This window comes from Paenibacillus glufosinatiresistens, assembly GCF_031470375.1.
GTDB lineage: Bacteria > Bacillota > Bacilli > Paenibacillales > Paenibacillaceae > Paenibacillus_AQ > Paenibacillus_AQ glufosinatiresistens.
The window spans coordinates 42,135-65,045 of sequence record NZ_JAVFHT010000019.1 but is presented as its reverse complement, the minus strand read 5'-3'; the positions used below and the strand labels follow the sequence as shown (position 1 = coordinate 65,045).

Annotated in this window: 38 protein-coding genes and 1 rRNA gene; 2 read left to right on the top strand and 37 right to left on the bottom strand. The window is 52.5% G+C overall.

All coding sequences use genetic code 11. The annotated features are described in order from the left end of the window. The 3 genes from RBI05_RS16550 to RBI05_RS16540 form a co-directional block, all read right to left on the bottom strand. Window positions 1–177 (bottom strand): 16S ribosomal RNA (locus tag RBI05_RS16550); the annotation flags it as partial. Between the two features lie 364 nt (window positions 178–541). Then, on the bottom strand, window positions 542–772 hold the full coding sequence (locus RBI05_RS16545; RefSeq protein WP_066367494.1) for a hypothetical protein: 231 nt from the start codon (window positions 770–772) through the stop codon (window positions 542–544). A 203-nt stretch (window positions 773–975) separates the two neighbouring features. Beyond that, entirely contained in the window at window positions 976–1,578 is a 603-nt protein-coding gene (locus RBI05_RS16540) for a stage II sporulation protein M (RefSeq protein WP_310551867.1), read from the bottom strand. Between the two features lie 100 nt (window positions 1,579–1,678). On the opposite strand from RBI05_RS16540, the gene pdaB reads away from it, so the two are divergent. After that, the gene (gene pdaB / locus RBI05_RS16535; protein WP_310551866.1) at window positions 1,679–2,485 is read left to right on the top strand and encodes a polysaccharide deacetylase family sporulation protein PdaB; all 807 of its coding nucleotides are present in this window, start codon (window positions 1,679–1,681) and stop codon (window positions 2,483–2,485) included. Window positions 2,486–2,515: 30 nt separating this feature from the next. Here pdaB and RBI05_RS16530 read toward each other — a convergent pair whose 3' ends face one another. Continuing rightward, complete coding sequence (locus RBI05_RS16530; protein ID WP_310551865.1) at window positions 2,516–3,337, bottom strand: PPK2 family polyphosphate kinase; 822 nt, start codon at window positions 3,335–3,337, stop codon at window positions 2,516–2,518. A 200-nt stretch (window positions 3,338–3,537) separates the two neighbouring features. Here RBI05_RS16530 and gerD point away from each other — a divergent pair, with 200 nt between their 5' ends. After that, window positions 3,538–4,224, top strand: a complete 687-nt coding sequence (gene gerD, locus RBI05_RS16525; protein ID WP_310551864.1) for a spore germination lipoprotein GerD — start codon at window positions 3,538–3,540, stop codon at window positions 4,222–4,224. A 61-nt stretch (window positions 4,225–4,285) separates the two neighbouring features. Here the strand turns inward: gerD and RBI05_RS16520 are convergent, their stop codons facing one another. The 33 genes from RBI05_RS16520 to rpsS all read right to left on the bottom strand — a co-directional run bounded on the left by RBI05_RS16520 (window position 4,286) and on the right by rpsS (window position 22,906). After that, window positions 4,286–5,389, bottom strand: a complete 1,104-nt coding sequence (locus RBI05_RS16520; RefSeq protein ID WP_310551863.1) for an Mrp/NBP35 family ATP-binding protein — start codon at window positions 5,387–5,389, stop codon at window positions 4,286–4,288. Between the two features lie 48 nt (window positions 5,390–5,437). Further along, a complete protein-coding gene (gene cwlD / locus RBI05_RS16515; RefSeq protein ID WP_310551862.1) occupies window positions 5,438–6,211 on the bottom strand; it encodes an N-acetylmuramoyl-L-alanine amidase CwlD in 774 nt (257 codons plus the stop codon). A gap of 71 nt (window positions 6,212–6,282) precedes the next feature. Then, the gene (gene sat, locus RBI05_RS16510; protein WP_310551861.1) at window positions 6,283–7,461 is read right to left on the bottom strand and encodes a sulfate adenylyltransferase; all 1,179 of its coding nucleotides are present in this window, start codon (window positions 7,459–7,461) and stop codon (window positions 6,283–6,285) included. Between the two features lie 52 nt (window positions 7,462–7,513). Continuing rightward, a complete protein-coding gene (locus RBI05_RS16505) occupies window positions 7,514–8,206 on the bottom strand; it encodes a phosphoadenylyl-sulfate reductase (protein ID WP_150459815.1) in 693 nt (230 codons plus the stop codon). Window positions 8,207–8,375: 169 nt separating this feature from the next. Continuing rightward, window positions 8,376–8,768, bottom strand: coding sequence for a 30S ribosomal protein S9 (rpsI, locus tag RBI05_RS16500; protein ID WP_150459816.1), 393 nt, complete (start codon window positions 8,766–8,768; stop codon window positions 8,376–8,378). A gap of 20 nt (window positions 8,769–8,788) precedes the next feature. Then, window positions 8,789–9,226: a 50S ribosomal protein L13 gene (rplM, locus tag RBI05_RS16495; protein WP_150459817.1), complete on the bottom strand. Its 438-nt coding sequence runs from the start codon at window positions 9,224–9,226 to the stop codon at window positions 8,789–8,791. Between the two features lie 172 nt (window positions 9,227–9,398). Continuing rightward, window positions 9,399–10,226, bottom strand: a complete 828-nt coding sequence (truA, locus tag RBI05_RS16490; RefSeq protein WP_150459818.1) for a tRNA pseudouridine(38-40) synthase TruA — start codon at window positions 10,224–10,226, stop codon at window positions 9,399–9,401. Between the two features lie 303 nt (window positions 10,227–10,529). Next, on the bottom strand, window positions 10,530–10,895 hold the full coding sequence (rplQ, locus tag RBI05_RS16485) for a 50S ribosomal protein L17 (protein ID WP_150459819.1): 366 nt from the start codon (window positions 10,893–10,895) through the stop codon (window positions 10,530–10,532). 36 nt (window positions 10,896–10,931) lie between these two features. Next, complete coding sequence (locus RBI05_RS16480) at window positions 10,932–11,876, bottom strand: DNA-directed RNA polymerase subunit alpha (RefSeq protein WP_150459820.1); 945 nt, start codon at window positions 11,874–11,876, stop codon at window positions 10,932–10,934. 129 nt (window positions 11,877–12,005) lie between these two features. Next, complete coding sequence (gene rpsK / locus RBI05_RS16475) at window positions 12,006–12,401, bottom strand: 30S ribosomal protein S11 (RefSeq protein ID WP_150459821.1); 396 nt, start codon at window positions 12,399–12,401, stop codon at window positions 12,006–12,008. Window positions 12,402–12,420: 19 nt separating this feature from the next. After that, a complete protein-coding gene (gene rpsM / locus RBI05_RS16470) occupies window positions 12,421–12,789 on the bottom strand; it encodes a 30S ribosomal protein S13 (protein ID WP_025693041.1) in 369 nt (122 codons plus the stop codon). A 19-nt stretch (window positions 12,790–12,808) separates the two neighbouring features. Continuing rightward, the gene (rpmJ, locus tag RBI05_RS16465; protein WP_003322638.1) at window positions 12,809–12,922 is read right to left on the bottom strand and encodes a 50S ribosomal protein L36; all 114 of its coding nucleotides are present in this window, start codon (window positions 12,920–12,922) and stop codon (window positions 12,809–12,811) included. A gap of 104 nt (window positions 12,923–13,026) precedes the next feature. Then, on the bottom strand, window positions 13,027–13,242 hold the full coding sequence (infA, locus tag RBI05_RS16460; RefSeq protein ID WP_018753971.1) for a translation initiation factor IF-1: 216 nt from the start codon (window positions 13,240–13,242) through the stop codon (window positions 13,027–13,029). Between the two features lie 2 nt (window positions 13,243–13,244). After that, window positions 13,245–13,553, bottom strand: coding sequence for a KOW domain-containing RNA-binding protein (locus RBI05_RS16455; protein ID WP_310551860.1), 309 nt, complete (start codon window positions 13,551–13,553; stop codon window positions 13,245–13,247). A gap of 10 nt (window positions 13,554–13,563) precedes the next feature. Further along, the gene (gene map, locus RBI05_RS16450; RefSeq protein WP_150459823.1) at window positions 13,564–14,316 is read right to left on the bottom strand and encodes a type I methionyl aminopeptidase; all 753 of its coding nucleotides are present in this window, start codon (window positions 14,314–14,316) and stop codon (window positions 13,564–13,566) included. Between the two features lie 4 nt (window positions 14,317–14,320). Next, window positions 14,321–14,965 carry an adenylate kinase gene (locus tag RBI05_RS16445; protein ID WP_150459824.1) on the bottom strand — a complete coding sequence of 215 codons (645 nt, stop codon included), beginning with the start codon at window positions 14,963–14,965 and terminating at the stop codon, window positions 14,321–14,323. Between the two features lie 101 nt (window positions 14,966–15,066). After that, window positions 15,067–16,368 (bottom strand): preprotein translocase subunit SecY, encoded by a 1,302-nt coding sequence (gene secY, locus RBI05_RS16440; RefSeq protein WP_150459825.1) that lies wholly within the window; start codon window positions 16,366–16,368, stop codon window positions 15,067–15,069. Continuing rightward, on the bottom strand, window positions 16,368–16,808 hold the full coding sequence (rplO, locus tag RBI05_RS16435) for a 50S ribosomal protein L15 (RefSeq protein WP_150459826.1): 441 nt from the start codon (window positions 16,806–16,808) through the stop codon (window positions 16,368–16,370). Before rplO ends, secY begins: the two co-directional genes overlap by 1 nt. A 41-nt stretch (window positions 16,809–16,849) precedes the next feature. Beyond that, on the bottom strand, window positions 16,850–17,035 hold the full coding sequence (gene rpmD, locus RBI05_RS16430; RefSeq protein WP_150459827.1) for a 50S ribosomal protein L30: 186 nt from the start codon (window positions 17,033–17,035) through the stop codon (window positions 16,850–16,852). A gap of 14 nt (window positions 17,036–17,049) precedes the next feature. Then, complete coding sequence (gene rpsE, locus RBI05_RS16425) at window positions 17,050–17,547, bottom strand: 30S ribosomal protein S5 (protein ID WP_150459828.1); 498 nt, start codon at window positions 17,545–17,547, stop codon at window positions 17,050–17,052. A gap of 27 nt (window positions 17,548–17,574) precedes the next feature. Further along, complete coding sequence (gene rplR, locus RBI05_RS16420) at window positions 17,575–17,943, bottom strand: 50S ribosomal protein L18 (RefSeq protein WP_150459829.1); 369 nt, start codon at window positions 17,941–17,943, stop codon at window positions 17,575–17,577. 84 nt (window positions 17,944–18,027) lie between these two features. Continuing rightward, complete coding sequence (gene rplF / locus RBI05_RS16415; RefSeq protein ID WP_150459830.1) at window positions 18,028–18,570, bottom strand: 50S ribosomal protein L6; 543 nt, start codon at window positions 18,568–18,570, stop codon at window positions 18,028–18,030. Between the two features lie 32 nt (window positions 18,571–18,602). Then, window positions 18,603–19,001 carry a 30S ribosomal protein S8 gene (rpsH, locus tag RBI05_RS16410; protein WP_150459831.1) on the bottom strand — a complete coding sequence of 133 codons (399 nt, stop codon included), beginning with the start codon at window positions 18,999–19,001 and terminating at the stop codon, window positions 18,603–18,605. A 32-nt stretch (window positions 19,002–19,033) separates the two neighbouring features. Further along, window positions 19,034–19,219: a type Z 30S ribosomal protein S14 gene (locus RBI05_RS16405; RefSeq protein WP_010348808.1), complete on the bottom strand. Its 186-nt coding sequence runs from the start codon at window positions 19,217–19,219 to the stop codon at window positions 19,034–19,036. A gap of 51 nt (window positions 19,220–19,270) precedes the next feature. Then, window positions 19,271–19,813, bottom strand: a complete 543-nt coding sequence (gene rplE / locus RBI05_RS16400; RefSeq protein ID WP_150459832.1) for a 50S ribosomal protein L5 — start codon at window positions 19,811–19,813, stop codon at window positions 19,271–19,273. A gap of 33 nt (window positions 19,814–19,846) precedes the next feature. Continuing rightward, entirely contained in the window at window positions 19,847–20,200 is a 354-nt protein-coding gene (gene rplX, locus RBI05_RS16395) for a 50S ribosomal protein L24 (protein ID WP_310551859.1), read from the bottom strand. Window positions 20,201–20,238: 38 nt separating this feature from the next. Next, entirely contained in the window at window positions 20,239–20,607 is a 369-nt protein-coding gene (rplN, locus tag RBI05_RS16390) for a 50S ribosomal protein L14 (RefSeq protein ID WP_038698997.1), read from the bottom strand. Between the two features lie 38 nt (window positions 20,608–20,645). Then, complete coding sequence (gene rpsQ, locus RBI05_RS16385; RefSeq protein ID WP_025336666.1) at window positions 20,646–20,912, bottom strand: 30S ribosomal protein S17; 267 nt, start codon at window positions 20,910–20,912, stop codon at window positions 20,646–20,648. A 40-nt stretch (window positions 20,913–20,952) separates the two neighbouring features. Then, complete coding sequence (rpmC, locus tag RBI05_RS16380) at window positions 20,953–21,150, bottom strand: 50S ribosomal protein L29 (protein WP_025693031.1); 198 nt, start codon at window positions 21,148–21,150, stop codon at window positions 20,953–20,955. Then, complete coding sequence (gene rplP / locus RBI05_RS16375; RefSeq protein WP_150459833.1) at window positions 21,140–21,574, bottom strand: 50S ribosomal protein L16; 435 nt, start codon at window positions 21,572–21,574, stop codon at window positions 21,140–21,142. The genes rpmC and rplP overlap by 11 nt, the downstream gene beginning before the upstream one ends. Window positions 21,575–21,576: 2 nt before the next feature. Further along, a complete protein-coding gene (gene rpsC / locus RBI05_RS16370; RefSeq protein ID WP_150459834.1) occupies window positions 21,577–22,248 on the bottom strand; it encodes a 30S ribosomal protein S3 in 672 nt (223 codons plus the stop codon). A 13-nt stretch (window positions 22,249–22,261) separates the two neighbouring features. Further along, a complete protein-coding gene (gene rplV, locus RBI05_RS16365; RefSeq protein WP_150459835.1) occupies window positions 22,262–22,594 on the bottom strand; it encodes a 50S ribosomal protein L22 in 333 nt (110 codons plus the stop codon). A gap of 33 nt (window positions 22,595–22,627) precedes the next feature. After that, a complete protein-coding gene (gene rpsS, locus RBI05_RS16360; protein WP_150459836.1) occupies window positions 22,628–22,906 on the bottom strand; it encodes a 30S ribosomal protein S19 in 279 nt (92 codons plus the stop codon). Between the last annotated feature and the right edge of the window lie 5 nt (window positions 22,907–22,911).

Genomic DNA, 22,911 nt, shown 5'->3' with positions numbered 1-22,911 from the left:
TATTAGCTACCGTTTCCGGTAGTTATCCCGGTCCGAAGGGCAGGTTGCCTACGTGTTACTCACCCGTCCGCCGCTAATTCATCCAAAGAGCAAGCTCTCTGAATGAATCCGCTCGACTTGCATGTATTAGGCACGCCGCCAGCGTTCGTCCTGAGCCAGGATCAAACTCTCCATAAAAGGCTCGACCTTCGTCGAGCTGAACGTCCGAAAAACATCGATCTCGGCTGAGCCGATCCTTTCGGACGAACAAGTTCGTTTGACTTGCTCATAAGATGAATCTGACGAGATGTTACTCTCGATATTTCACTCACTCGATGTTCAGTTTTCAAAGAACCATCTTGTCTGCTTTGACTCATCAATGCGTCGCAGCGACCTTTATAATATATCATACCGCTTGTCATCTTGGCAAGTCTTTTTTTGAAAAATTTGATTTCAAATTTCCGATTTGCCTTGCGTCTCCATCCATACAAAAAGGAGCGCGAGATATAATTTATCACAGCGCCCCTTTGAAAGTCAACCCTATTTAAATAACTCATTTAGGTTAGTGCTTGAATTGCGATGATTTCCCGCCCCATGCATACTTGGACAGTTCCTTTTGAGGCGCAAATCGGGCGTACATCCGGAACACCGTCTTGTACCGGTTGGCTATCGCATGTCTAATATTCTGATCGAGCCGCTGATCGCTAAGATCCAACAGCATTTCATCCAGCTCTTTGCGGAGCACATAATCGAGTTCCTTGCATTCTTTCTCATTGAACAACATCCCCAGCATAGGTTTGACCTCCTTCATGTATAGAACGATTCAAGGCGAAGAGCTTCTGCCGTATGGGTCATGTATCGCTTACACTAGATTAACCGAAGTCGTTAATTTATAACCAAAATTATAAATTTTCCCTTTTGAAAACCGGTTCTCTATTACCTTATTACCCCAAAGGATTCTCTAGACGCCGCTCTTCCCTCAAATTGTCCGGATTTCTAGGAGAGGAGCGCAAAGGTCAGCGTGCTTTCGATAACTGCCGCAATCAGCAGAAGCAGAATAATCCATACCGAGGCTGTCAGTGTCTGCCGCATGAATACGGACCAACCTGCCGCTTCCCGGTTCTGCCGTCTTCCCAGGCTGTCAAACACTCTCCGTCCGAAATGGATTCCATAAGCGCAAGCAATCAGCAGCGCCGGGATTTCGATAACCCCGTGAGGAAGCAGTCCTTTTACAATCAGATCAAACAGATCCGCCCCCTGCAGGCTCGCGCGATGAACAAGATAGCCGATCACTCCGCCGTTAATGACCAGAAACAGAGCCGGAAGGATGCCAAACAACGCACCCAGGTAAAGAATGACCACGCTCTTCATGCTGTTGTTCAAGAAGATGAAAATAAAGAAGGACATTTGAGGCGAGGAAGATTCCCGCAAATTTTGGGCAGTCCTCCCCAGCCCCTCCATCTGGCTGTTCAGCAGCGACTCAAGCCCGCCCGTGCCGAACCATCCGGCTGCAATGCCGCCTGCAAAGAAGATGAGCGCTGTCCAAAGCGCCCCTTTTATTTGTCTCAAATCCCGAAGGAAGGTCAATGGCGATAACATCGTTCACCTCTCATGTTCGTATCGGTCCAAGTCATAACCCTCTCGTACGGGCATACATTTAGAACAAACAAGCCCGTTACTAGGAGAGGAGCCTGAACGAATGAATTCCTTTTATGTATTCAGCGGCCGAAAAATAAAGCGTTTCTTCTACGCCTTCGCCGCCGCGCTGCTGGCTGCCGGTATTGTGTATGTCGAGAGAGGCAATATCACGGTCTTCTCGGATTCCACCACTCCCTCCGCTATCTACAGTGTGCCCACAGAGAAGAAGCTTATTGCCCTCACCTTTGACATCAGTTGGGGAGAGAAGCGTCCGGGGCCGATTCTGCAGGTGCTAGAGGACAAAAAGGTCGATAAAGCCACCTTCTTCCTCTCTTCTCCCTGGAGCAAGACGCATCCCGACATTGTCGCTTCAATCAAGAACGCCGGCTATGAAATCGGCAGCCACGGGCATAAGCATGTCAATTACAGCACACTGAGCAATGAAGACATCCGCACGCAGATTCTAACCGCCCAGACCGTTCTTACGGATATGACCGGAAAGACGCCAAATCTGATCCGGATGCCCAACGGGGATTTCGACAAGCGGGTGCTTCAGGTGGCGACCGATCTCGGATATAAGGTCATTCAGTGGGATACGGATTCTCTCGACTGGAAAAACATCGGAGTGCAGAACATCGTTAATCGGGTAACGACCAAAGCTCATCCCGGCGATATTGTGCTGCTGCATGCCAGCGATTCCTGTAAACAAACCCATGAAGCCCTGCCGCTTATTATCGACGAGCTGCGCAGACAGGGCTATGAGTTCGTCACGGTATCTGAGCTGATCAATCAAGGAACTACCGAAGGCAAAGAGGTCCGCGACTCCGCTTGGCTGAACGACCGTCTGGAAGACGCAGCAGGCCTGTAGGGCCCATCCTAAAGAACCGATGCCTGGCCGTCAATGCCGGGGAGAAATCAGCTCGGAGATATCCGGTGTCGGCGAATTAAGCTTGGGATAATGGAGATCGAAGCCTTCCAGCGTCTTCACTACGATGGATAAGGCGAGATAATTGCGGTACCAGCGCCGGTTCGCCGGAATCCAGTACCAAGGCGCCGTGTCCGTCGACGTTTCTCTGAAGACGTCCTCGTAAGCGTCCTGGTAATCATCCCAGAACTTGCGTTCCTCCAGATCGCTGACGTCAAATTTCCAATGTTTGGTCGGGTCCTGAAGGCGCTCCTGAATCTTCTCCAGCTGCTTCTCCTTGGATATGTGAAGGAACAGCTTCAGGATTACGGTATTCTGATCGGTCAGCATCTCTTCAAAATGACGGATATGCTTGAACCGGCGCTTCAGCTCTTCCTTATCCAGACCGCCGTGCACGCGCGGCACCAGCACATCTTCGTAATGGGAGCGGTTAAACGCGGAAATGTACCCTTTTGCCGGAGTCTTCATATGCACCCGCCATAGAAAATCATGAGCCGCCTCTTCCAGGGACGGCTTTTTGAAGCTGGTTACGGTAAATCCTTGAGGATTCACCCCCGAGAAAATGTGCTTCACGGTACCGTCCTTGCCGCTGGAATCCATGCCTTGAAGAACGACCAGCAGAGACTTCTCCTTCTGGGCGAACAAGATGTCCTGCAGCTCGGCCAGCCGCTCCTTCAAGGCTTCCATCTTCGCCTCGGCTTCTTCCTTATCGCGGAAAGGGCCGGTATCCTCCGGGTCCAGCTTGGACAAAATGCGGTCATTCGTATTGTTGATGAGATAGCGGTCTATATTCATCTTCCGTTTCGCCTCCTGCCTCTTTCTTTAATTTTTAACCGATGCTTGGCTGATCTAACCAGCCATCAGCGGCTGGCAACGAGTCAGCTACAGGAGAATTGCGGCAGCCCTGCCGGGAAAAATGCTGCGGGAATTCCTCATAAATGTCTTCCTCTCCGGTGCATACTAACTCCATTCAATCCGATAAGGGAGGCAGCGCGATGAAGCCGGGCACGACACGGAGAGCAGGAATGGGCGTCCTTCTTCTTCTGACGCTGACCGCCTGCGGCAGCGAGCAAAGCGGCTCCTCGTCCCAGCAGGTCAGCTACAAGGAAATGAAGACTATGGTCGTTGACATTCTCAAGAGCGAAGAAGGCAAAAAAGCAGTGGAGGAGGCCATGTCTTCTTCCAAAGCCGGGGGAAGCAGTTCGGGCGGCGGTCTTAGCATGCAGAGTCTGCCGCTTCAGAGCAACGAGCAAATCCGGCTGGCCGTGAAGGATACGATTACGGCTCCTGAGTACAAAAAGGAAATCGAGAAGGTAATGACCGACCCGAAATTTGCCGGCGATTTTGCCAAGGCTATCAGTTCCCAGAGCAAGCAGCTTCATCTGCAGCTGATCAAGGACCCCACCTATCAAAAATCGGTGGAAGCCATCATGAAATCGCCGGAAGTGATGAAGATGTTCCTGGATCTGACGAAGACGTCGGATTACCGGAAGCAGACGATGACGATCATGCAGGAGACGATGCAGAATCCCCTGTTCCGCATGGAGGTGATGGATCTGCTGAAGACGGTCGTCAAGGAAGAACTGCAGCCCAAAGAGGAGAAGCAGGGCGGCAGTTCGGGCGGCGGCTCCGGCGGCGGACAGAAATCGGAAAGCGGCGGCGAACAGGGCTCGGGACAGTAAAAAAATCCGGAGTCATCCCTAACGGGATGCTTCCGGATTTTTGCGCAGATTTCTTAGATTGTCATTGGCATTTCACTGCAATGCGATCCGCCATTTCTTCGAACAGCCGGGCTGTGTCAGTGCCTGCCTTGTAGACAGACGGAGAGAAGTCCGGTTCCGCGATATGATTGTCCGGCGCTCCGAGCGGAATCTGCGCCAGCAGATCGGTGTGAAGCGTCTCTGCCAGCTTGGCTCCGCCGCCGCGTCCGAAGACATACTCCCTCTTGCCGCAGCCGGGGCACACATAATAAGACATATTCTCGACGACTCCCAGGATTTCATGATCGGTCTGCTGGGCCATAGCCCCGGCTCTGGCCGCTACAAAGGCTGCCGTGGCATGAGGCGTCGTGACGATGATTTCTTTGCTGTGCGGAAGCATCTGGTGCACATCGAGAGCTACATCCCCCGTACCCGGCGGCAAGTCAAGCAGCAGGTAATCCAAATCGCCCCAGGCTACGTCGGTGAAGAATTGGCGCAGCATTTTGCCGAGCATCGGTCCCCGCCAGATTACCGGGTTGTTCTCGCGGATGAAGAAGCCCATCGACATGACCTTGACGCCAAAGCGCTCCACCGGGTGAATGACCCCCTCCTCAACCTCCGGCCCTTCTTCAATCCCCATCATATCAGGAATGCTGAATCCGTAAATGTCGGCATCAATGAGCCCTACCCGGTAGCCTCTGCGGGCAAGCGCCGCCGCCAGGTTAACGGTCACGGTCGATTTGCCGACGCCGCCCTTGCCGCTCGCTACCGCAATGAAGTTAATGCCCGATTGCTCACTCAGCATCTGGTGGTCGTCCAGGCCGGCGGCATGTCCTTTCAAACGGTCTTCCTGCGGGTAGCCTGCGCCCTCTCCCGTCTTCTGGGCGATCTGACCGCGCTCATGCTCGGTGGCATCGCGCAGCCGGATGTGGACGCTCTCGACGCCCGCTTCCTGGAGACAGTCCCTGACCGCCTGCTCCAGTTCCATCCGTCTGCCTTCATCGGAATCGAGACAGACCAGCGACAGTGAAATGCGGTCTTCCTTGACCATAATATCCCGTATGAGCTGCAGCTCGACCAGGCTGTGTCCGGTTGAGGAATCTTGAATCGGCAGCAGTATTTCCTGTATCTGTTCCCTGGAGAGCATGACAAGCACCTTCGCTTTCTATCGGTTGGATTTCAGTCTATTATATCATTACTCTTTTGGCGAAGAGTAGTCCCCCGCTTTCTCCCCCGCCTCATACCGAAGAATTCCCCGATAGATGGCAGTCGCCACTTTTCGCTGATACAAATCGTCCCCCAGCAGAACTGATTCCTGGGGATGAGACAGAAATCCCACCTCCACCAGAGCCGATGGCATCCGGAGCGCCCGCAGCAGATAGACCGTCTGGACGGTCTTGGCTACCCGGTCGGTATTCTCCAGCGTTCCGCGGATCTCCGACTGGATCAGGCGGGCCAGCTCGGCATTGTCCGGATGATTCGGATAATAAAAGGTCTGGGCGCCGCTCCACCGGGCCGACGGTATGCTGTTCATATGAATGCTGATGAACAGATCCGCCTTCTTCTCCTCAATCGTCCGCACTCTCTGCTTGAGATCTTCCGTCTTCCGCTTGGCATATCCGCGCGTACCTTCTCCTGCCAGGTCATTATCTCCCTCCCGGGTCATGACAACGATGGCGCCAGCCTGCTGGAGATAATCGCGCAGGTACAAAGAAACCGCAAGATTGACTTCTTTCTCGATCAGCCCTTGCCGGCTGACGGCTCCTCCGTCGGGACCGCCGTGACCGGCATCAATGGCAATGACCCGGCCCGACAGCGGCAGGCTCCAGTAATCCCATGTCCGGGCGGTGGGCATGTCATAAGCTACAATACCGATAAGCAGAGCCAGCAGCGCTGCGCCGGCGCAGCCTCTTTTGATGCGACTCCAAGAAATCCAGACCGAGACCTTACGCCGATGGCGGCCGGACATAACAAAGACCCCCTCGTCCCCATAGATTCTACTCATCTATATGGGACAAGAGGGCCATTTATGCCGGATCGTCAGGAACCGCTTGGGGCAGCCGACTCTTGCATGCCTTCAATCAGCACCTCGGCCACTTCCGGCCGGGTGAACTCGGGCGGCGGACATACCCCGTCCCGGAGCAGCGCGCGCACCTTGGTGCCGGACAGCGTCATATGCGATTCTTTGGGGTGCGGGCAGGTCTTGCTGGAAGCCATGTTGCCGCACTTGGTGCAGAAGAAGCTGTGTTCGAAGAACAGCGGCGTAATGCCGAGTTCCTCCGCAGTAAAGTTCGAGAAGATCTCCTGCGCTTCATAAGTGCCGTAATAATCGCCGACGCCCGCATGGTCGCGGCCGACGATGAAGTGGGTGCAGCCGTAATTCTTGCGCACCATCGCATGGAAGATAGCCTCCCGGGGTCCCGCATAGCGCATAGCCGCCGGGAATACGCCCAGGAACGTGCGATTCTCCGGGTAGTAATTCTTCAACAGCACCAGATAGCTCTTCATCCGTACATTGGCCGGCACATCATCCGATTTGGTCTCCCCGACAAGAGGATTAAGGAAGAGCGCGTCTACAATCTCCATAGCCGATTTCTGAATATATTCATGCGCCCGGTGGACCGGATTGCGGGTCTGGAAACCAACGACGGTTCTCCAACCCTTCTCCGCAAAAAGACGCCGCGTCTCGGCCGGGTCAAAATAGAACTCTCCGAATTTCTCGGGCTGCGGCCGATTCAGGACGGTTACTGTTCCTCCCACATAGGTAGAAGGTCGAGCCAGGAGCTTGGCTACGCCCGGATGCTCCGGATCAGTCGTCTTGAAGACATGCTGGGCCTCTACGCTTTGGTCAACGGTATAGACGCTCTCCACGTCAATCAGTCCATAGACGACGTTATCCTCTTGTCCTACCAGCGCCGCGCGCGTTCCCGCTGCCAGCTCGGAAGCCCGGGATTCGTCTACCGCCAAGGTCACCGGAATGCTCCAGACTGTTCCATTGGCCAGTCGCATGGTCTTAACGACGGACTCGTAGTCTTCTTTGTTCAAAAAGCCGGTCAGCGGCGAGAAAGCTCCCACTGCAATCAGATCCAGATCAGACACTGTCCAAGTGCTAATCTCAATGCGCGGGAGTCCCGCCGCCTCTTCCAGCAGCTTCAGACGCTCTTCTCCCTCTGCCAGCCGGTTAATCAGCGTTCCCCCGTGAGGAAGTATCGACGTCATCGTTCATCTCTCTCCTTTTGTAAGGTTGACCGTTGCTTTGTTGCTTCGTCGTTTATTTGTGCAATCCGCACTCTGTCTTGTCCGATCCCGACCAGCGTCCGGCACGGGGGTCTTCGCCGGGCATGACGGCCCGGGTACAGTATTCACAGCCAATGCTCGGATAATTGCGGTCATGCAGCGGGTTATAGATCACGTTATTGGTCCGGATGTAATTCCAGACATCCTCTGTGGTCCAGTCGGCAATCGGGTTGAACTTGACGAGCCCAAATTTATAATCATATTCAATCTTCTTGGCATTGGCCCGGGTCGGAGCCTGGTCCCGGCGGATGCCGGTAATCCAAGCGTCGTACTGGGACAAAATGCGTGTCAGCGGCTCCACCTTACGGATATTGCAGCACTGATTGGCATCCACGCTCCATAGCGCCTCTCCATATTGCTGAGCTTGTTCTTCCGGTGTAAGCTGCGGAGCTACCCGCACAAATTCTAACCCGTATTTCGCTGCCATTTGATCGCGGGTCTCATAAGTCTCTTGGAAATGAAAGTCCGTATCCAGATAAAAAATATCCGTCACCGGGCTCACCTTCTGCATCATATCCACCAGCACCACATCTTCTGCACCGAAGCTGCAAGCGAATGTTATATTTGGAAAAGCATCGACTGCCCACCGAATAATCTCTTCCGGCGTTGCATGCTCCAATTCTTCCGCCTGAACACGAATCAGTTCTTCTTTCTCCAGCAAGTTCATCTTCTCGGTTCCCCCATCCTAGAAATAAGGCCCATAAAACCAACTAAACTTATATGCAATAGTATAAATGATTTACATCCGTTGTCAATGAACGGAGCAAGAACTTTAGCTCCGGAAGACGCAAAAAACCCTTTCTGCGAGAGAAAGGGTTCGGTAATTGCAACGAATATTAACGCTTCGAGAACTGAGGAGCGCGACGAGCGGCCTTGAGGCCGTATTTCTTACGTTCCTTCATACGCGGATCGCGTGTCAGGAAGCCGGCTTTCTTCAGAGCGGAACGGTATTCCGGGTCTGCTTTCAGCAGAGCGCGGGAGATACCATGACGGATCGCACCGGCTTGACCGGAGATGCCGCCGCCATGAGCCAGTACGATTACATCGTAGCTGCCCAGGGTTTCAGTCAGAGTCAGAGGCTGCTTAACAATCAGCTTCAGTGTCTCCAGACCAAAATAATCGTTGATGTCGCGTTTGTTGATGACAATGCGTCCTTCACCCGGTACGAGGCGAACACGTGCTACCGAATGTTTACGACGACCTGTCCCATAGTATTGTACTTGTGCCATGAAACTGTCCTCCTTGAATTTTATCCGCGAAGTTCGTAAACTTCAGGTTTTTGTGCTGCGTGTGGATGCTCGGTGCCGGCATATACTTTCAGTCTCAGCTTCATTGCGTTGCCTTGGCGAGTCTTCGGAATCATGCCATGTACAGCGGATTCGATAACGCGCTCCGGCTTGCTGTTCAACATATCCTGTGCGGTCGTAACTTTCAGACCGCCCGGATGCATCGAGTGACGATAGTATTTCTTGTTCTGCAGTTTCTTGCCAGTCAGGTGAATCTTCTCGGCGTTGATTACGATAACGAAATCGCCAGTATCCACATGCGGGGTGAATTGTGGTTTATGCTTGCCGCGGATCAGGGCAGCGGCTTCGCTCGCCAAGCGACCGAGAGTTTTGCCTTCGGCATCAATGATATGCCAAGTGCGCTCAACTTCGTTCGGCTTCGCCATGTAAGTGGTACGCATCAATAGTTCCTCCTTGTTCTCGTACGAAAATCTCGTATATCTGAGTTCATTATTCGTTATTGTTGTAGGTTGGGTAATGCTGTTTAGCGGCATCTTCTTGATCGGGGCTGTGGGATAGCCATCAAGAAAACACAACTTTTATTTTACAGTATGTTCAAAGGCAAAGCAACACTTAATTCCCGTTCTGCTGAATTAAATTTTCGTTGGATTCCCTGCTCTCCGTCAGCATGCATGGATCATACTCTACGCTCCAGAGGGTAAGCCCATGAGCTACCGCCGTCGGTCCTGCCTTCATCCGATTGCAGGCCTCCAAGATTGCTCTCATGTCATCGGGCCGGCGCTTGCCCTCGCCTACTTCGATCAGCGTCCCCATAATGATCCGGACCATATATTGCAGAAATCCATTACCGGTTATATAGGTATACAGGATGCCCTGATCCTTGGACCCGGGTCTGCAGCTGCTCCGGTCAATCTCCAGCCTAGCCTCATAGATCGTGCGCACATGAGACTCCTTGGTCGATTTACGCGAAGCAAACGAGGTGAAGTCATGGGTTCCCACGACGTGGGCAAGGGCCTGCTGCATCCCCTCTGCATCCAGCGGTGTCGGGTGATGATATTGCAGACGGCGCTGAAAAGCGTCCGGGAAACGGTTGCCGTTAATCGCATAACGGTAAGTCTTCCGCTTGGCTGACCGGCGGGAATGGAAAGACAGCGGAACCTCTTTTGCCTCCGTAACGACTATGTCCAGCGGCAGCCGGGTATTCAGTGCCAGGCACCATCGTTCCAGCGGTATGCGGGATTCGGTAATGAAATTAAAAGGCTGCCCGTAGGCATGAACCCCGGCATCCGTCCTTCCCGAGCCGGTGATCTTCAGCTTCTCGCCGGTCAACTGACAGATGGCCTGTTCCAGATGATCCTGAACGGTCCGGCCGCTCGGCTGTGTCTGGAAGCCTTCGTAGTGGGTACCGTCATAGTCGACCTTCATCAGCAGGTTGCGCATGGTTGTTCTTCCTCTCCCCAATACAATGACGCCGACGCCACAAAAAAAGAAGCCCCACTCCGGAGCTCCTTCTATTGAACAAGCGGATTTCCGCGGTTTCCTGCACGACAGGCGGATACCTATGCAGATATCCGATAGATCAAGCCGCCCGAAGGAGCCGGAATGCCGCCGCCTCTCTCAGCTTGTGACGCCGTGCCCCGGCGGGGCCGTGAGCGGGCGTCATGCCTTGTAGGACAAGCCGAGCCGAGGATCGGGCACATTCCAATGAACCAATTCACAAGAAATCGTAAGCTTGCTTGATGCTTACGCGCGGTCTACCAGTTCCAGATACACCATAGGCGCAGAGTCGCCGCGGCGTGGTCCCAGCTTCAGGATACGTGTGTATCCGCCTGGACGCTCGCTGTAACGCGGAGCGATGTCTGCGAACAGCTTCTGGATTGCATCCTGCTCGCCATCCACCGTTTCGCGACGTACGAAAGCAGCTACCTGGCGGCGGGCATGCAGATCGCCCTTTTTCGCCTTCGTAATCAGTCTTTCAGCGATCGAACGAACTTCTTTCGCTTTGGCTTCCGTCGTTTGGATACGCTCGTATAAGAACAGGTCCGTTACCAGATCGCGGAACAATGCTTTACGCGCACTGGAATCACGGCCCAACTTTTGGTATGCCATGTTTGTCCCTCCTTCTTCGCAATCAATCGGTGACTGTTATTCTTCCGTACGGAGTCCCAGACCCAGCTCTTCCAGCTTCTCTTGAACTTCCTCCAAAGATTTGCGGCCCAGGTTGCGGACCTTCATCATATCTTCTTCGGTCTTCGTGGTCAGCTCTTGTACCGTGTTAATACCGGCACGCTTGAGGCAGTTGTAGGAACGTACGGAAAGATCCAGCTCTTCGATTGTCATTTCGAGAACTTTTTCTTTCTTGTCTTCTTCCTTTTCGACCATGATTTCGGCGTCCTTCGCTTCGTCCGTGAGACCCACGAACAGAAGGAGGTGCTCGTTCAAAATCTTGGCTCCAAGGCTAACAGCTTCTTCCGGCCGGATGCTGCCATCCGTCCAGATCTCCATCGTCAGTTTGTCGTAGTTGGTCACTTGACCTACACGAGTATTGTCGATGGAATAATTAACGCGGGAAATTGGCGTGTAGATGGAATCCACCGGGATCACACCAATCGGCTGGTCTTCGCGCTTGTTACGGTCCGCTTGGACGTAACCGCGGCCCCGGCCGGCAAAGATACGCATGTGCAATCTCGCGCCAGGTCCCAGCGTTGCAATATGAAGGTCCGGGTTCAGGATCTCAACGTCGCTGTCCGCGCGGATATCTCCGGCGGTAACCACGCCTTCCCCTTCCGCATCAATCTCGAACACTTTCTCTTCATCCGAATGGATCTTCAGTGAGAGAGCTTTCAGGTTCAGGATGATCTCGGTCACGTCTTCCATAACGCCGGGAACGGTGGAGAACTCATGCAGAACGCCGTCAATTTGGACCGAGGTCACTGCGGCTCCCGGGAGGGAGGACAGCAGAATCCGGCGAAGCGAGTTCCCCAGAGTCGTGCCGTATCCACGTTCCAGCGGTTCTACTACGAATTTTCCATAGGTTCCTTCTTCATTGGCTTCCACGGTCTCAATCTTCGGCTTTTCGATTTCTATCACGAGTGTACCCTCCTTCAACGTCGCTCCTAAATGAAACTTTCACCCCATCAGGTGGATCATGTAGTATGCCTAAACAACCATTATTAGCAGATGGCGCCAGTTTTATACCACATCCCCAACGCTGATGCACTATACGCGGCGACGTTTCGGCGGACGGCATCCGTTGTGCGGAACCGGAGTGACGTCTTTGATGAGGTTGACTTCGAGGCCTGCAGCCTGAAGGGAACGGATGGCTGCTTCGCGGCCCGCGCCCGGTCCTTTAACCATAACTTCTACGGATTTCATGCCGTGTTCCATTGCAGCTCTTGCAGCAACTTCTGCTGCCATCTGAGCGGCGAACGGAGTGGACTTACGGGAACCTCTGAATCCCTGACCGCCGGAGCTGGCCCAGGAAATCGCGTTGCCGTGAGGATCCGTAATCGTAACGATGGTGTTATTGAACGTGGAACGGATATGTGCCACGCCGGATTCGATATTCTTGCGATCGCGACGCTTTGTGCGCACGACTTTTTTCGGTTTAGCCATTGTCTCTTATCCCCCCTTGTTATTTCTTCTTGTTTGCTACCGTACGACGCGGGCCTTTCCGGGTACGGGCATTCGTCTTAGTACGCTGACCGCGAACCGGCAGACCACGACGGTGGCGAACACCGCGATAGCATCCGATTTCGGTAAGACGCTTAATATTCAAGGAAATTTCACGACGCAGGTCGCCTTCTACCTTGACCGATTTGTCGATCGTTTCACGCAGTTTGCTGACTTCATCTTCCGTCAAATCACGGACACGTGTGTTAACGTCAATGCCTGTTTCCTTCAGAATTTTCTGAGAAGTTGTTCTACCGATTCCGAAAATGTAAGTCAAGGCGATCTCAACGCGTTTGTCACGTGGCAAATCCACACCAGCTATACGAGCCATTACGCTACACCCCCTTCTATTAACCTTGTTTTTGTTTGTGCTTCGGATTTTCGCAAATTACCATAACCGTACCCTTGCGGCGAATGACTTTGCATTTTTCGCAAATGGGCTTTACAGAAGGTCTTACCTTCATGTTGATTACCTCCTAATCGTTTTGCAGGGCAAAACTTGACTTCAAACGTCTACGCGCGGTTAAACGTCCGCATATGAATGCTCATTGCCGGACGGATTAGCCTGTTATTTGCGGTACGTTATGCGGCCTTTCGACAAATCGTAAGGCGATAACTGTACAACTACTTTGTCTCCAGTCAAAATCCGGATGAAGTGCATCCGCAGCTTGCCGGAAACATGGGCAAGAATTTGATGGCCATTCTCAAGTTCGACCTTGAATGTTGCGTTTGGCAACGGTTCAATGACGGTACCTTCCACCTCAATGACGTCTTCTTTAGCCACAGTTATTCTCCTTTCTTCTCGGCGCTTGTTCCGGCCGTTCTGACGAAGTCGATCACTGCGAATCGCAGCTTGCCGTTCGTCACCCGTCCGTTCTCCTTCAAACTGTTCACAACCTCGCTGCTGACGCTCGGACAAAGCTCCAGATGAAGAATATTCTTCTTCTTCGGAGCGTGGAACTTCCGTTTGGCGCCATCTGCGATTTGCACGAACTTGCCGTCCACAACCGCGATAACCACGGCATACTCTCCGGCATCCTTGCCTTTGAGGATTTTCACCAATTGACCGACCTGCGGGCTGCTCTCAGCATTCAACAAAGATCACCTACGCATCCAGTTTCGTGAAAATTTCCATGCCTTCCGGCGTAACCGCAACCGTATGCTCGAAGTGAGCGCACAGCGAACCGTCCACCGTTACTACCGTCCAGTTGTCTTCCAGCGTACGGACATAACGTTTGCCTACGTTCACCATCGGTTCAATCGCGAGCACCATGCCCGGCTTCAGCCGCGGTCCACGATCAGCAACCCCGTAGTTCGGAATTTGCGGATCTTCATGCAGTTCTGCCCCGACGCCATGACCGACATACTCTCGTACCACCGAGAACCCGGCAGCCTCAATGTATTTCTGAATCGCGTGGGAGATTGTAAACAGGCGCACATCCGGCTTTATCAGCTCCAGACCTGCGTACAGGGAGCCTTCCGTGACATCCAGCAGACGCTGGGCTTCTTCGGAAATGCTGCCTACCCCGTAGGTCCAGGCGGAATCGCCATGATATCCCTTGTACTGGGCTCCGATGTCCAACGATACGATATCGCCTTCCACCAGCTTCCGCTTGTTCGGGAACCCGTGCACCAATTGTTCGTTGACTGAAGCGCAAATGCTGGCAGGAAAACCGTTGTAGCCTTTAAAAGACGGCACAGCCCCTTGACTGCGAATGTATTGATCGGCGATTCTGTCGAGCTCCCCGGTCGTAATCCCAGGCTCGATGGCCTGTGCCATGAGACGGTGAGTCTCGGCAACAATTCTTCCCGCTTCTCTCATTAACGCAAGTTCCTGTTCGGACTTACAGATGATCATTACACTAACCTCGCAGTAAGGACACAATTTCGGCGGAGACGGATTCGATCTCGTCTTCTCCGTTCACCTGACGCAGCAGCCCTTTATTTTCGTAGAAATGCAGCAGAGGCGCGGTCTTGTTGTCATATTCATCGAGACGCTTGCCGACGCTTTCTTCGTTGTCATCCGGACGCTGATACAATGCGCCGCCATCCAGATCGCAGATCCCAGGTTGCGCAGGCGGGTTGAAGATCAAGTGATAAGAGGCGCCGCACACCGTGCAGATACGCCGACCTGTCAGACGGGCCATCAGAAGACTGCGGTCCACATTCAGGTTAATCACATGATGAAGAGATGTGTTGTGGCGAGCCAGAATGCCTTCCAGCGCTTCAGCCTGCGACAAGGTTCTTGGAAAACCGTCCAAAAGAAATCCCTGCTGGCAATCCGGCTGTTGCAGCCGCTCTTCCACGATCCCGATCGTCACATCATCCGGCACCAGCAGGCCTTGATCCATATAAGATTTCGCCTGCAGCCCGATAGGAGTTCCCTGCTTGATCGCCAAACGGAAAGCATCTCCTGTCGAAATATGCGGAATGCCGAATTCCTTCACAATCACAGCCGCCTGCGTTCCTTTGCCTGCCCCAGGAGGGCCCATGAATAGAATGTTCACGATACGTCTCTCCCCTTTAGCAGTTCGCCACCAAGCAAGAAACAGCACAATAGGTGCCGGGAAGTGTTACTGCATGCAATCGCTTCGCCGGAACCTATCGCCTATTTATTAATGAACCCTTTGTAATGGCGTTTAATCAACTGGCTCTCGATCTGCTTCATCGTATCCAGCGCGACGCCGATCACGATAAGCAGCGAAGTGCCGCCAATCTTCACCGAACGAGGGAGGCCGGTTACGTTACCGAAGAATACCGGGAGAATGGAAATTAGAGCCAGGAAAATCGCACCCGACATCGTCAGGCGGGACATAACCCGAGTCAGATATTTTTCAGTCGCCTTACCCGGGCGGATACCTGGGATGTAGCCCCCGTTCTTCTTCATGTTATCAGCCATCTGCTGCGGATTCATCTGCACGAAGGTGTAGAAGAAGGTGAAACCGATGATCATGATCACATAGAGGACCATGCCGAGCGGTTTGTCGTACCACAGGTGGGTGGAGACCCACTTGGCCCACTGATGAGTCGACCAGAAGTTGGCGATAACAATCGGGAACTGGAGCAGCGACACGGCGAAAATGACCGGAATAACGCCAGCCGCATTAATTTTAAGCGGAATATGCGTATTCTGTCCACCGTACATCTTGTTTCCCACTACGCGTTTGGCGTATTGGACCGGGATTTTCCGAATGCCTTGCTGTACGAAGATAACCCCGACAATAACCGCGATAATCACGATTACAACGACCGCGACTTTAAGAATATTCAGGAAGGTCTGACCCGGTTCGACAAACGACGACTGGGACGTCTGTGTAATCATTCCTGGAATGCCTGCGACGATTCCCGCAAAAATCAGGATCGAAATCCCGTTCCCTACTCCTCTTTCCGTGATCTGCTCACCGAGCCACATCAGGAAAGAAGTACCGGCTGTCAAAATGATGGCAACCAACAGGTAATCTGCGATTGTCGCATTCGGCATCATATCCTGCGAATAGATGCGGTTGAATCCGATCGAAGTCGCAAAGCCCTGAATCAGCGCCAGTACAACCGTTCCATACCGGGTAATCTGCGCCAACTGCTTCTTGCCGTGCTCCCCTTGCTTCGCCCATTCGGCGAACTTAGGGATGACGTCCATCGACAAAAGCTGCACAATAATCGATGCCGTAATGTACGGGTAGATGCTGATGGCGAAGATAGAGAAGTTCTTGAGAGCTCCTCCCGAGAACGTATTGAACAAGCTCATCAAAGCATTACCTGCTTCGTTGCTCGTGTTGGTCAGCACCTCTTTATCAACCCCCGGAACCGGCACGAAAGAGCCGATCCGGTAGATAATAAAGACGAAGAGGGTGAACAGTATCTTTTTGCGCAAATCCTCGACATGCCATATATTCTTAAGCGTCTTGAACATTAGATCACCTCGGTTTTACCGCCGGCAGCCTCGATTTTCTCTACCGCAGATTGAGAGAACTTATTTGCTTGAACAGTCAGCTTCACGGTAAGTTCACCGTTGCCGAGGATCTTAATGCCGCTCTTCGTGTTCTTCACAACGCCAGTTTCAACCAGCAGAGCCGGAGTTACTTCCGTGCCTTCTGCAAAGCTGTTCAGATCGTCAAGGTTCACAATCGCGTACTCTTTACGGGTAGGATTGACAAAACCACGCTTAGGCAGACGACGATAGAGCGGGTTCTGGCCGCCTTCGAATCCAGGACGGACACCGCCGCCGGAACGGGCGTTTTGACCTTTGTTACCACGGCCGGATGTCTTACCGTTACCGCTGGAAGGACCGCGGCCTACACGGTTGCGTTCCTTGCGGGAGCCTGGGGCCGGAGCAAGTTCATGTAACTTCATCGTTTGCACCTCCTTATGTCTATGAATGGATGAAAGGCTGTTTAGCCTTCAATTTCTGTTACGGATACGAGATGGCTCACTTTGTTGATCATACCGCGAATTGCGGGACCATCGTTGTGCACCACAGTCGAGTTGATTTTGCGAAGACCCAGCGTCTTGACGGTGACACGCTGTGTCTCCGGACGTCCGATCAGACTGCGCACGAGGGTGATTTGCAATTTAGCCATTGACGTTCCCCTCCTTAACCGCGAAGCTCTTCGACAGATTTGCCGCGAAGTTTCGCGACTTCTTCAATGCGCTTCAGGCGGGACAAGCCCTCCAGAGTAGCATTGACCATATTCATGGAGTTCGAAGAACCCAGAGATTTTGTCAAAATATCGCCTACGCCTGCCAGTTCCAGTACGGCACGAACCGGGCCGCCGGCGATAACGCCTGTACCTTCGGATGCCGGCTTCAGCAGCACGCGTCCAGCGCCGAAGTGTCCGGTAACCAGGTGAGGAATGGTAGTTCCTACGAGAGGAATGTGGATCAGGTTTTTCTTGGCGTCTTCAATGCCTTTGCGGATGGCATCCGGCACTTCGCCGGCTTTACCGATACCCGCTCCGACCCAGCCTTTGCCGTCGCCGACGACAACCAGTGCGCTGAAGCTGAAACGGCGTCCGCCTTTTACAACTTTAGCTACGCGGTTGATGTGAACAACTCTTTCTGTCAGCTCTAAAGTGTTTGGATCTACACGCAAGTCGTTTACCTCCTTTTGAGAATAGTTCTAGAATTCCAGACCGGCTTCACGAGCTGCATCAGCCAGAGCCTGAATTCTGCCATGGTACAGGTAGCCCCCGCGGTCGAATACGATTACGGAATGGCCTTGAGCTTTGGCGCGCTCTGCAACCAGCTGGCCAACCTTAGCTGCTGCTTCAACGCTACCGCCGTTACCGATGTTGGCGCTCAGTTCTTTATCCAGTGTCGAAGCCGACACGAGCGTCACTCCGTTCACATCGTCGATCAGTTGAGCGTAGATGTGCTTGGAAGAACGGAATACGTTCAGACGCGGACGAGCCGGAGTACCTTGGATTTTTTTACGAACACGCAGATGTCTTTTCAGACGTGCTTTGTTCTTGTCCTCTTTGGTAATCATGACTTCTTGTTCACTCCCTTCATTGTACCTTAGGCAGCAAGTCTGCCCAATACCCGAGATCTCTTAACGAGAAGAAGCGTCGGCTTATTTCTTCTTGCCGGCTTTACCTTCCTTGCGGATGATCCGCTCGCCTTCGTACTTGATACCTTTGCCTTTGTACGGTTCAGGTTCACGCACGGAACGAATCTTGGCGGCATAAGCGCCTACGCGTTCTTTGTCGATGCCTCTGACGATGATCTTCGTGTTGGCAGGGACTTCGAATTCGATGCCTGCTTCCGGTGTGATTTCAACCGGGTGGGAGTAGCCCACGTTCAGAACGATCTTGTCTCCGGACTTGTTGGCGCGGTAGCCGACGCCTACGAGTTCCAGGGATTTCGAGAAGCCTTCTGTTACACCGCTGACCATGTTGTTGACAACGGAGCGGGTTGTGCCGTGAAGAGAACGATGCAGTTTGTTATCCGACGGGCGGACAACGGTGATTTCGTTATTTTCAACCGATACCTTCATGTCTTTATGAAGTTCACGGGTCAATGTACCTTTAGGACCTTTCACGGTGATGACCGAGTTCTCGATCTTAACGTCCACACCGCTAGGTACTGTAATTGGTTTGCGACCAATACGGGACATGTGTTGCACCTCCTTGTCTTGTGACGTTTATATTACCAAACGTAGGCGATAACTTCGCCGCCGGATTTTGCTTGACGGGCTTCCTTGTCAGTCATGACTCCCTTGGAAGTCGAGATGATCGCGATGCCCAGTCCGCCGAGTACGCGCGGAATTTCAGTGCTCTTCGTGTACACGCGAAGACCCGGTTTGCTGATTCTCTTCAGACCGGAGATAACGCGTTCCTGGTTCGGGCCGTATTTCAGGAAAATACGGATAATCCCTTGTTTGCTGTCTTCCACAAACTCCGCATCGCGGATGAAGCCTTCGCGCTTCAGGATGTCGGCGATTTGTTTTTTCAATGTCGATGCAGGCATTTCCACAGTTTCATGACGCACGATGTTGGCGTTACGGATCCGTGTCAGCATATCTGCAATTGGATCAGACATAGTCATTTGGTGTAACCTCCTTCCCGGTTATGAACTTCTTACCAGCTTGCTTTTTTCACGCCAGGAATCTGGCCTTTATAAGCTAATTCACGGAAACAAATTCTGCAAATTTTGAACTTTTGCAGGACCGAATGTGGACGACCGCAACGCTCGCAGCGTGTGTAAGCACGCACTTTGAATTTCGGCGCACGTTGTTGTTTAACTTTCATCGAAGTTTTAGCCACTTTAGCCTGACACCTCCTAAATAGTTTCGGAGAAAGAAGCGACTTGGTTATTTATTTCGCGAAAGGCATGCCCAGCTGAGCCAGCAGCTCGCGGGATTCCTCGTCCGTCTTTGCTGTCGTTACGATTACGATATCCATACCGCGGACTTTGTCCACTTTATCGTACTCGATTTCGGGGAAAATGAGTTGTTCTTTCAGTCCAAGCGTGTAGTTGCCGCGGCCGTCAAAAGCCTTGGTGGATACACCGTGGAAGTCACGAACGCGTGGGAGCGTTACGTTGAACAATTTGTCCAGGAAGTGGTACATGCGATCTCCGCGCAGGGTTACCTTAACCCCGATCGGCATGTTCTCGCGCAGTTTGAAACCGGCGATCGACTTCTTGGCACGAGTGATAACCGGCTTCTGACCGGAGATCAGCTGCATGTCATTGACTGCGGAATCCAGTACCTTCGAGTTCTGAACAGCGTCGCCAACGCCCATGTTGATGACTACTTTCTCGATCTTCGGCACTTGCATTACTGTCGAATAGTTGAATTTCTGAATCAAAGCAGGTGTGATTTCATTCAGAAAACGTTCTTTCATTCTTGCTGCCATGAAAAGTGTTCCTCCTTTCTTTCTAAGCTTCTATTAGTCGATGATCTCTCCCGATCTCTTCGCTACGCGAACTTTCTTGCCGTTGTCCAGCACTTTGTAACCGATACGGGTTACCTGTCCGCTCTTCGGATCAAGATGCATTACGTTGGAAACGTGGATCGCCGCTTCCTTCTCGATAATGCCGCCCTGCGGGTTCAGCTGGTTCGGCTTCTGGTGCTTCTTCACCATGTTCACGCCTTCGACCAGCACGCGGTTCTGACGCGGATAAGCGGCGATGACGCGCCCCTTCTTACCTTTGTCCTTGCCGCTGATGACTATAACCACGTCGTCTTTCTTGACGTGCAGCTTGTTGTTATGGGATTCCAGAACTTTTTTCACTCTAGGCATTTGTTACACCTCCTATGACTGGCCTTTAGTGGAGCCTATTAGATAACTTCCGGTGCCAAGGAAACGATCTTCATGTAGTCCTTGTCGCGAAGTTCACGAGCTACCGGCCCGAAGATACGAGTTCCGCGCGGGCTTCTGTCTTCCTTGACGACTACCGCAGCATTCTCGTCGAATGCGATGTAGGAACCGTCCTTACGGCGTACCGAACGCTTTGTCCGTACTACAACCGCCTTGACTACATCACCTTTTTTGACAACGCCGCCTGGTGTTGCTTGTTTAACGGAGCAGACGATCAGATCGCCGATAGCAGCGGTACGGCGGCCAGTGCCACCCAGTACGCGGATGCACATCAGTTCCTTCGCACCAGAGTTGTCGGCTACAGCCAAACGTGTAAAGGGTTGAATCATTGAAATATCCTCCTTTCGGTCATACTATCTTGTCGCCATTAGATGATAACCGCTTTTTCCACGACTTCTACCAGTCTCCAGCGTTTGTCCTTGGAGAGCGGACGAGTTTCCATGATTTTGACGGTATCGCCGATCTGTGCGGTATTGTTCTCATCATGTGCCTTGAATTTCTTCGTGTATTTGATGCGCTTGTGGTACAGATCGTGCTTCTTGTACGTTTCAACGGCAACTACGATGGTTTTGTCCATTTTATCGCTGACCACTTTACCGATTTGAACTTTGCGCGCATTCCGTTCTTCGCTCATAATTAGCCTCCTTCCTGAATACGGTCCTGAACCGCTTCAATTAGCTGATCCCAAGTACTCTTTCATGGATTACGGTTTTAGCACGAGCTATTTCCCTGCGCACATCACGAATCCGAGTCGGGTTATCCAACTGACCGGTAGCCAGCTGAAAACGGAGATTAAAAAGCTCTTCTTTGAATCCGGCAATCTTTTGTTCAATCTCGGCAGTGGTTAAGTTGCGAAGTTCATTAGCTTTCATTTGCTTCACCACCCACTTCTTCACGTTTCACAAACTTAGTCTTGATTGGCAGCTTGTGAGCAGCAAGGCGCATCGCTTCGCGGGCGATTTCTTCCGAAACGCCTCCGAGTTCGAACATAATCTTGCCTGGCTTAACTACAGCTACCCATTTCTCAACGTTACCTTTACCGCTACCCATACGCACTTCGAGAGGCTTCTGTGTAATCGGCTTGTCAGGGAAAATCTTAATCCATACTTTACCGCCACGTTTGATGTAACGGGTCATCGCGATACGAGCCGCTTCGATCTGACGGTTCGTGATCCAGGATGGTTCCAGAGCCTGCAGACCGAATTCGCCGAAGTTCAGCTCGGTGCCGCCTTTTGCCATACCCTTCATGTGTCCGCGCTGTTGCTTGCGGTGCTTAACGCGCTTTGGTACCAACATGATTAGTTGCCTCCTTCCTGAGCAGCTGCTTGTTGCTTCTTAGCTGTGGGAAGAACCTCTCCACGATAGATCCATACTTTTACGCCGATGCGGCCGTATGTGGTATGAGCTTCAGCCGTTCCGTAATCGATGTCGGCACGAAGTGTATGAAGCGGAACTGTTCCTTCGCTATATCCTTCCGTACGAGCGATTTCGGCGCCGCCGAGACGACCGCTGACGGAAGTTTTGATGCCCTTGGCTCCCGAACGCATGGTTCTCTGGATCGATTGCTTCAGCGCGCGGCGGAACGATACGCGACGTTCCAGCTGCTGTGCGATGCTTTCGGCTACCAGGATAGCGTCCAGTTCAGGGTGCTTGATTTCGTTGATGTTGATGTGCACTTTCTTGCCGCCGGCAATTTTGGTTACCGCGCTGCGAAGAACTTCCACTTCAGCGCCGCCCTTACCGATAACCATACCCGGTTTGGCAGTGTGAATTGTAACATTGACGCGGCTAGCCGCTCTTTCGATTTCGATGCGGGAAACAGATGAATCTTTCAATTTACCCTTCAGGTATTCCCGAATTTTCACGTCTTCCAACAGAAGCGTTCCGAAATCTTTGCCTGCATACCATTTGGATTCCCAGTCACGGATGATCCCGATTCGGAGACCGACTGGATTTACCTTTTGACCCACACGTTTTCCCTCCTTATTTCTCGGATACCACCAAAGTGATGTGGCTGGTGCGTTTGTTGATCCGGCTGGCGCGACCCATGGCGCGCGGACGGAACCGTTTCATCGTAGGACCCTGGTTAACGAATACTTCGCTAACAACCAGTTTGTTCACGTCCATCGAATAGTTGTGCTCGGCGTTGGCAATGGCCGAGTTCAGCAGCTTCTCCACGACAGGGGAAGCGGACTTCGGCGTGTGACGCAGGATTGCGATAGCTTCGCCAACCTGCTTGCCGCGGATCAAGTCAACAACCAGTTTCGCTTTACGGGCGGAAATCCGCACGGATCTGGCATGTGCTTTTGCTTGCATGTCTTTCCCTCCTCTCAAACAAGAGCGTGATTATTATCTTCTCGTCTTCTTATCGTCACCCGCGTGGCCTTTGTAAGTACGGGTTGGTGCGAACTCGCCCAACTTGTGACCTACCATGTCTTCCGTTACGTATACCGGCACGTGCTTGCGGCCGTCATACACACCAAACGTATGTCCGATAAATTGAGGGAAAATCGTCGAGCGGCGCGACCAGGTTTTTACGACAACCTTTTTGTTGGCGGCGTTCAGCTCTTCAACCTTTTTCAGCAGGTAGCCGTCGATAAAAGGCCCCTTCTTCAAACTGCGACTCATAGTGA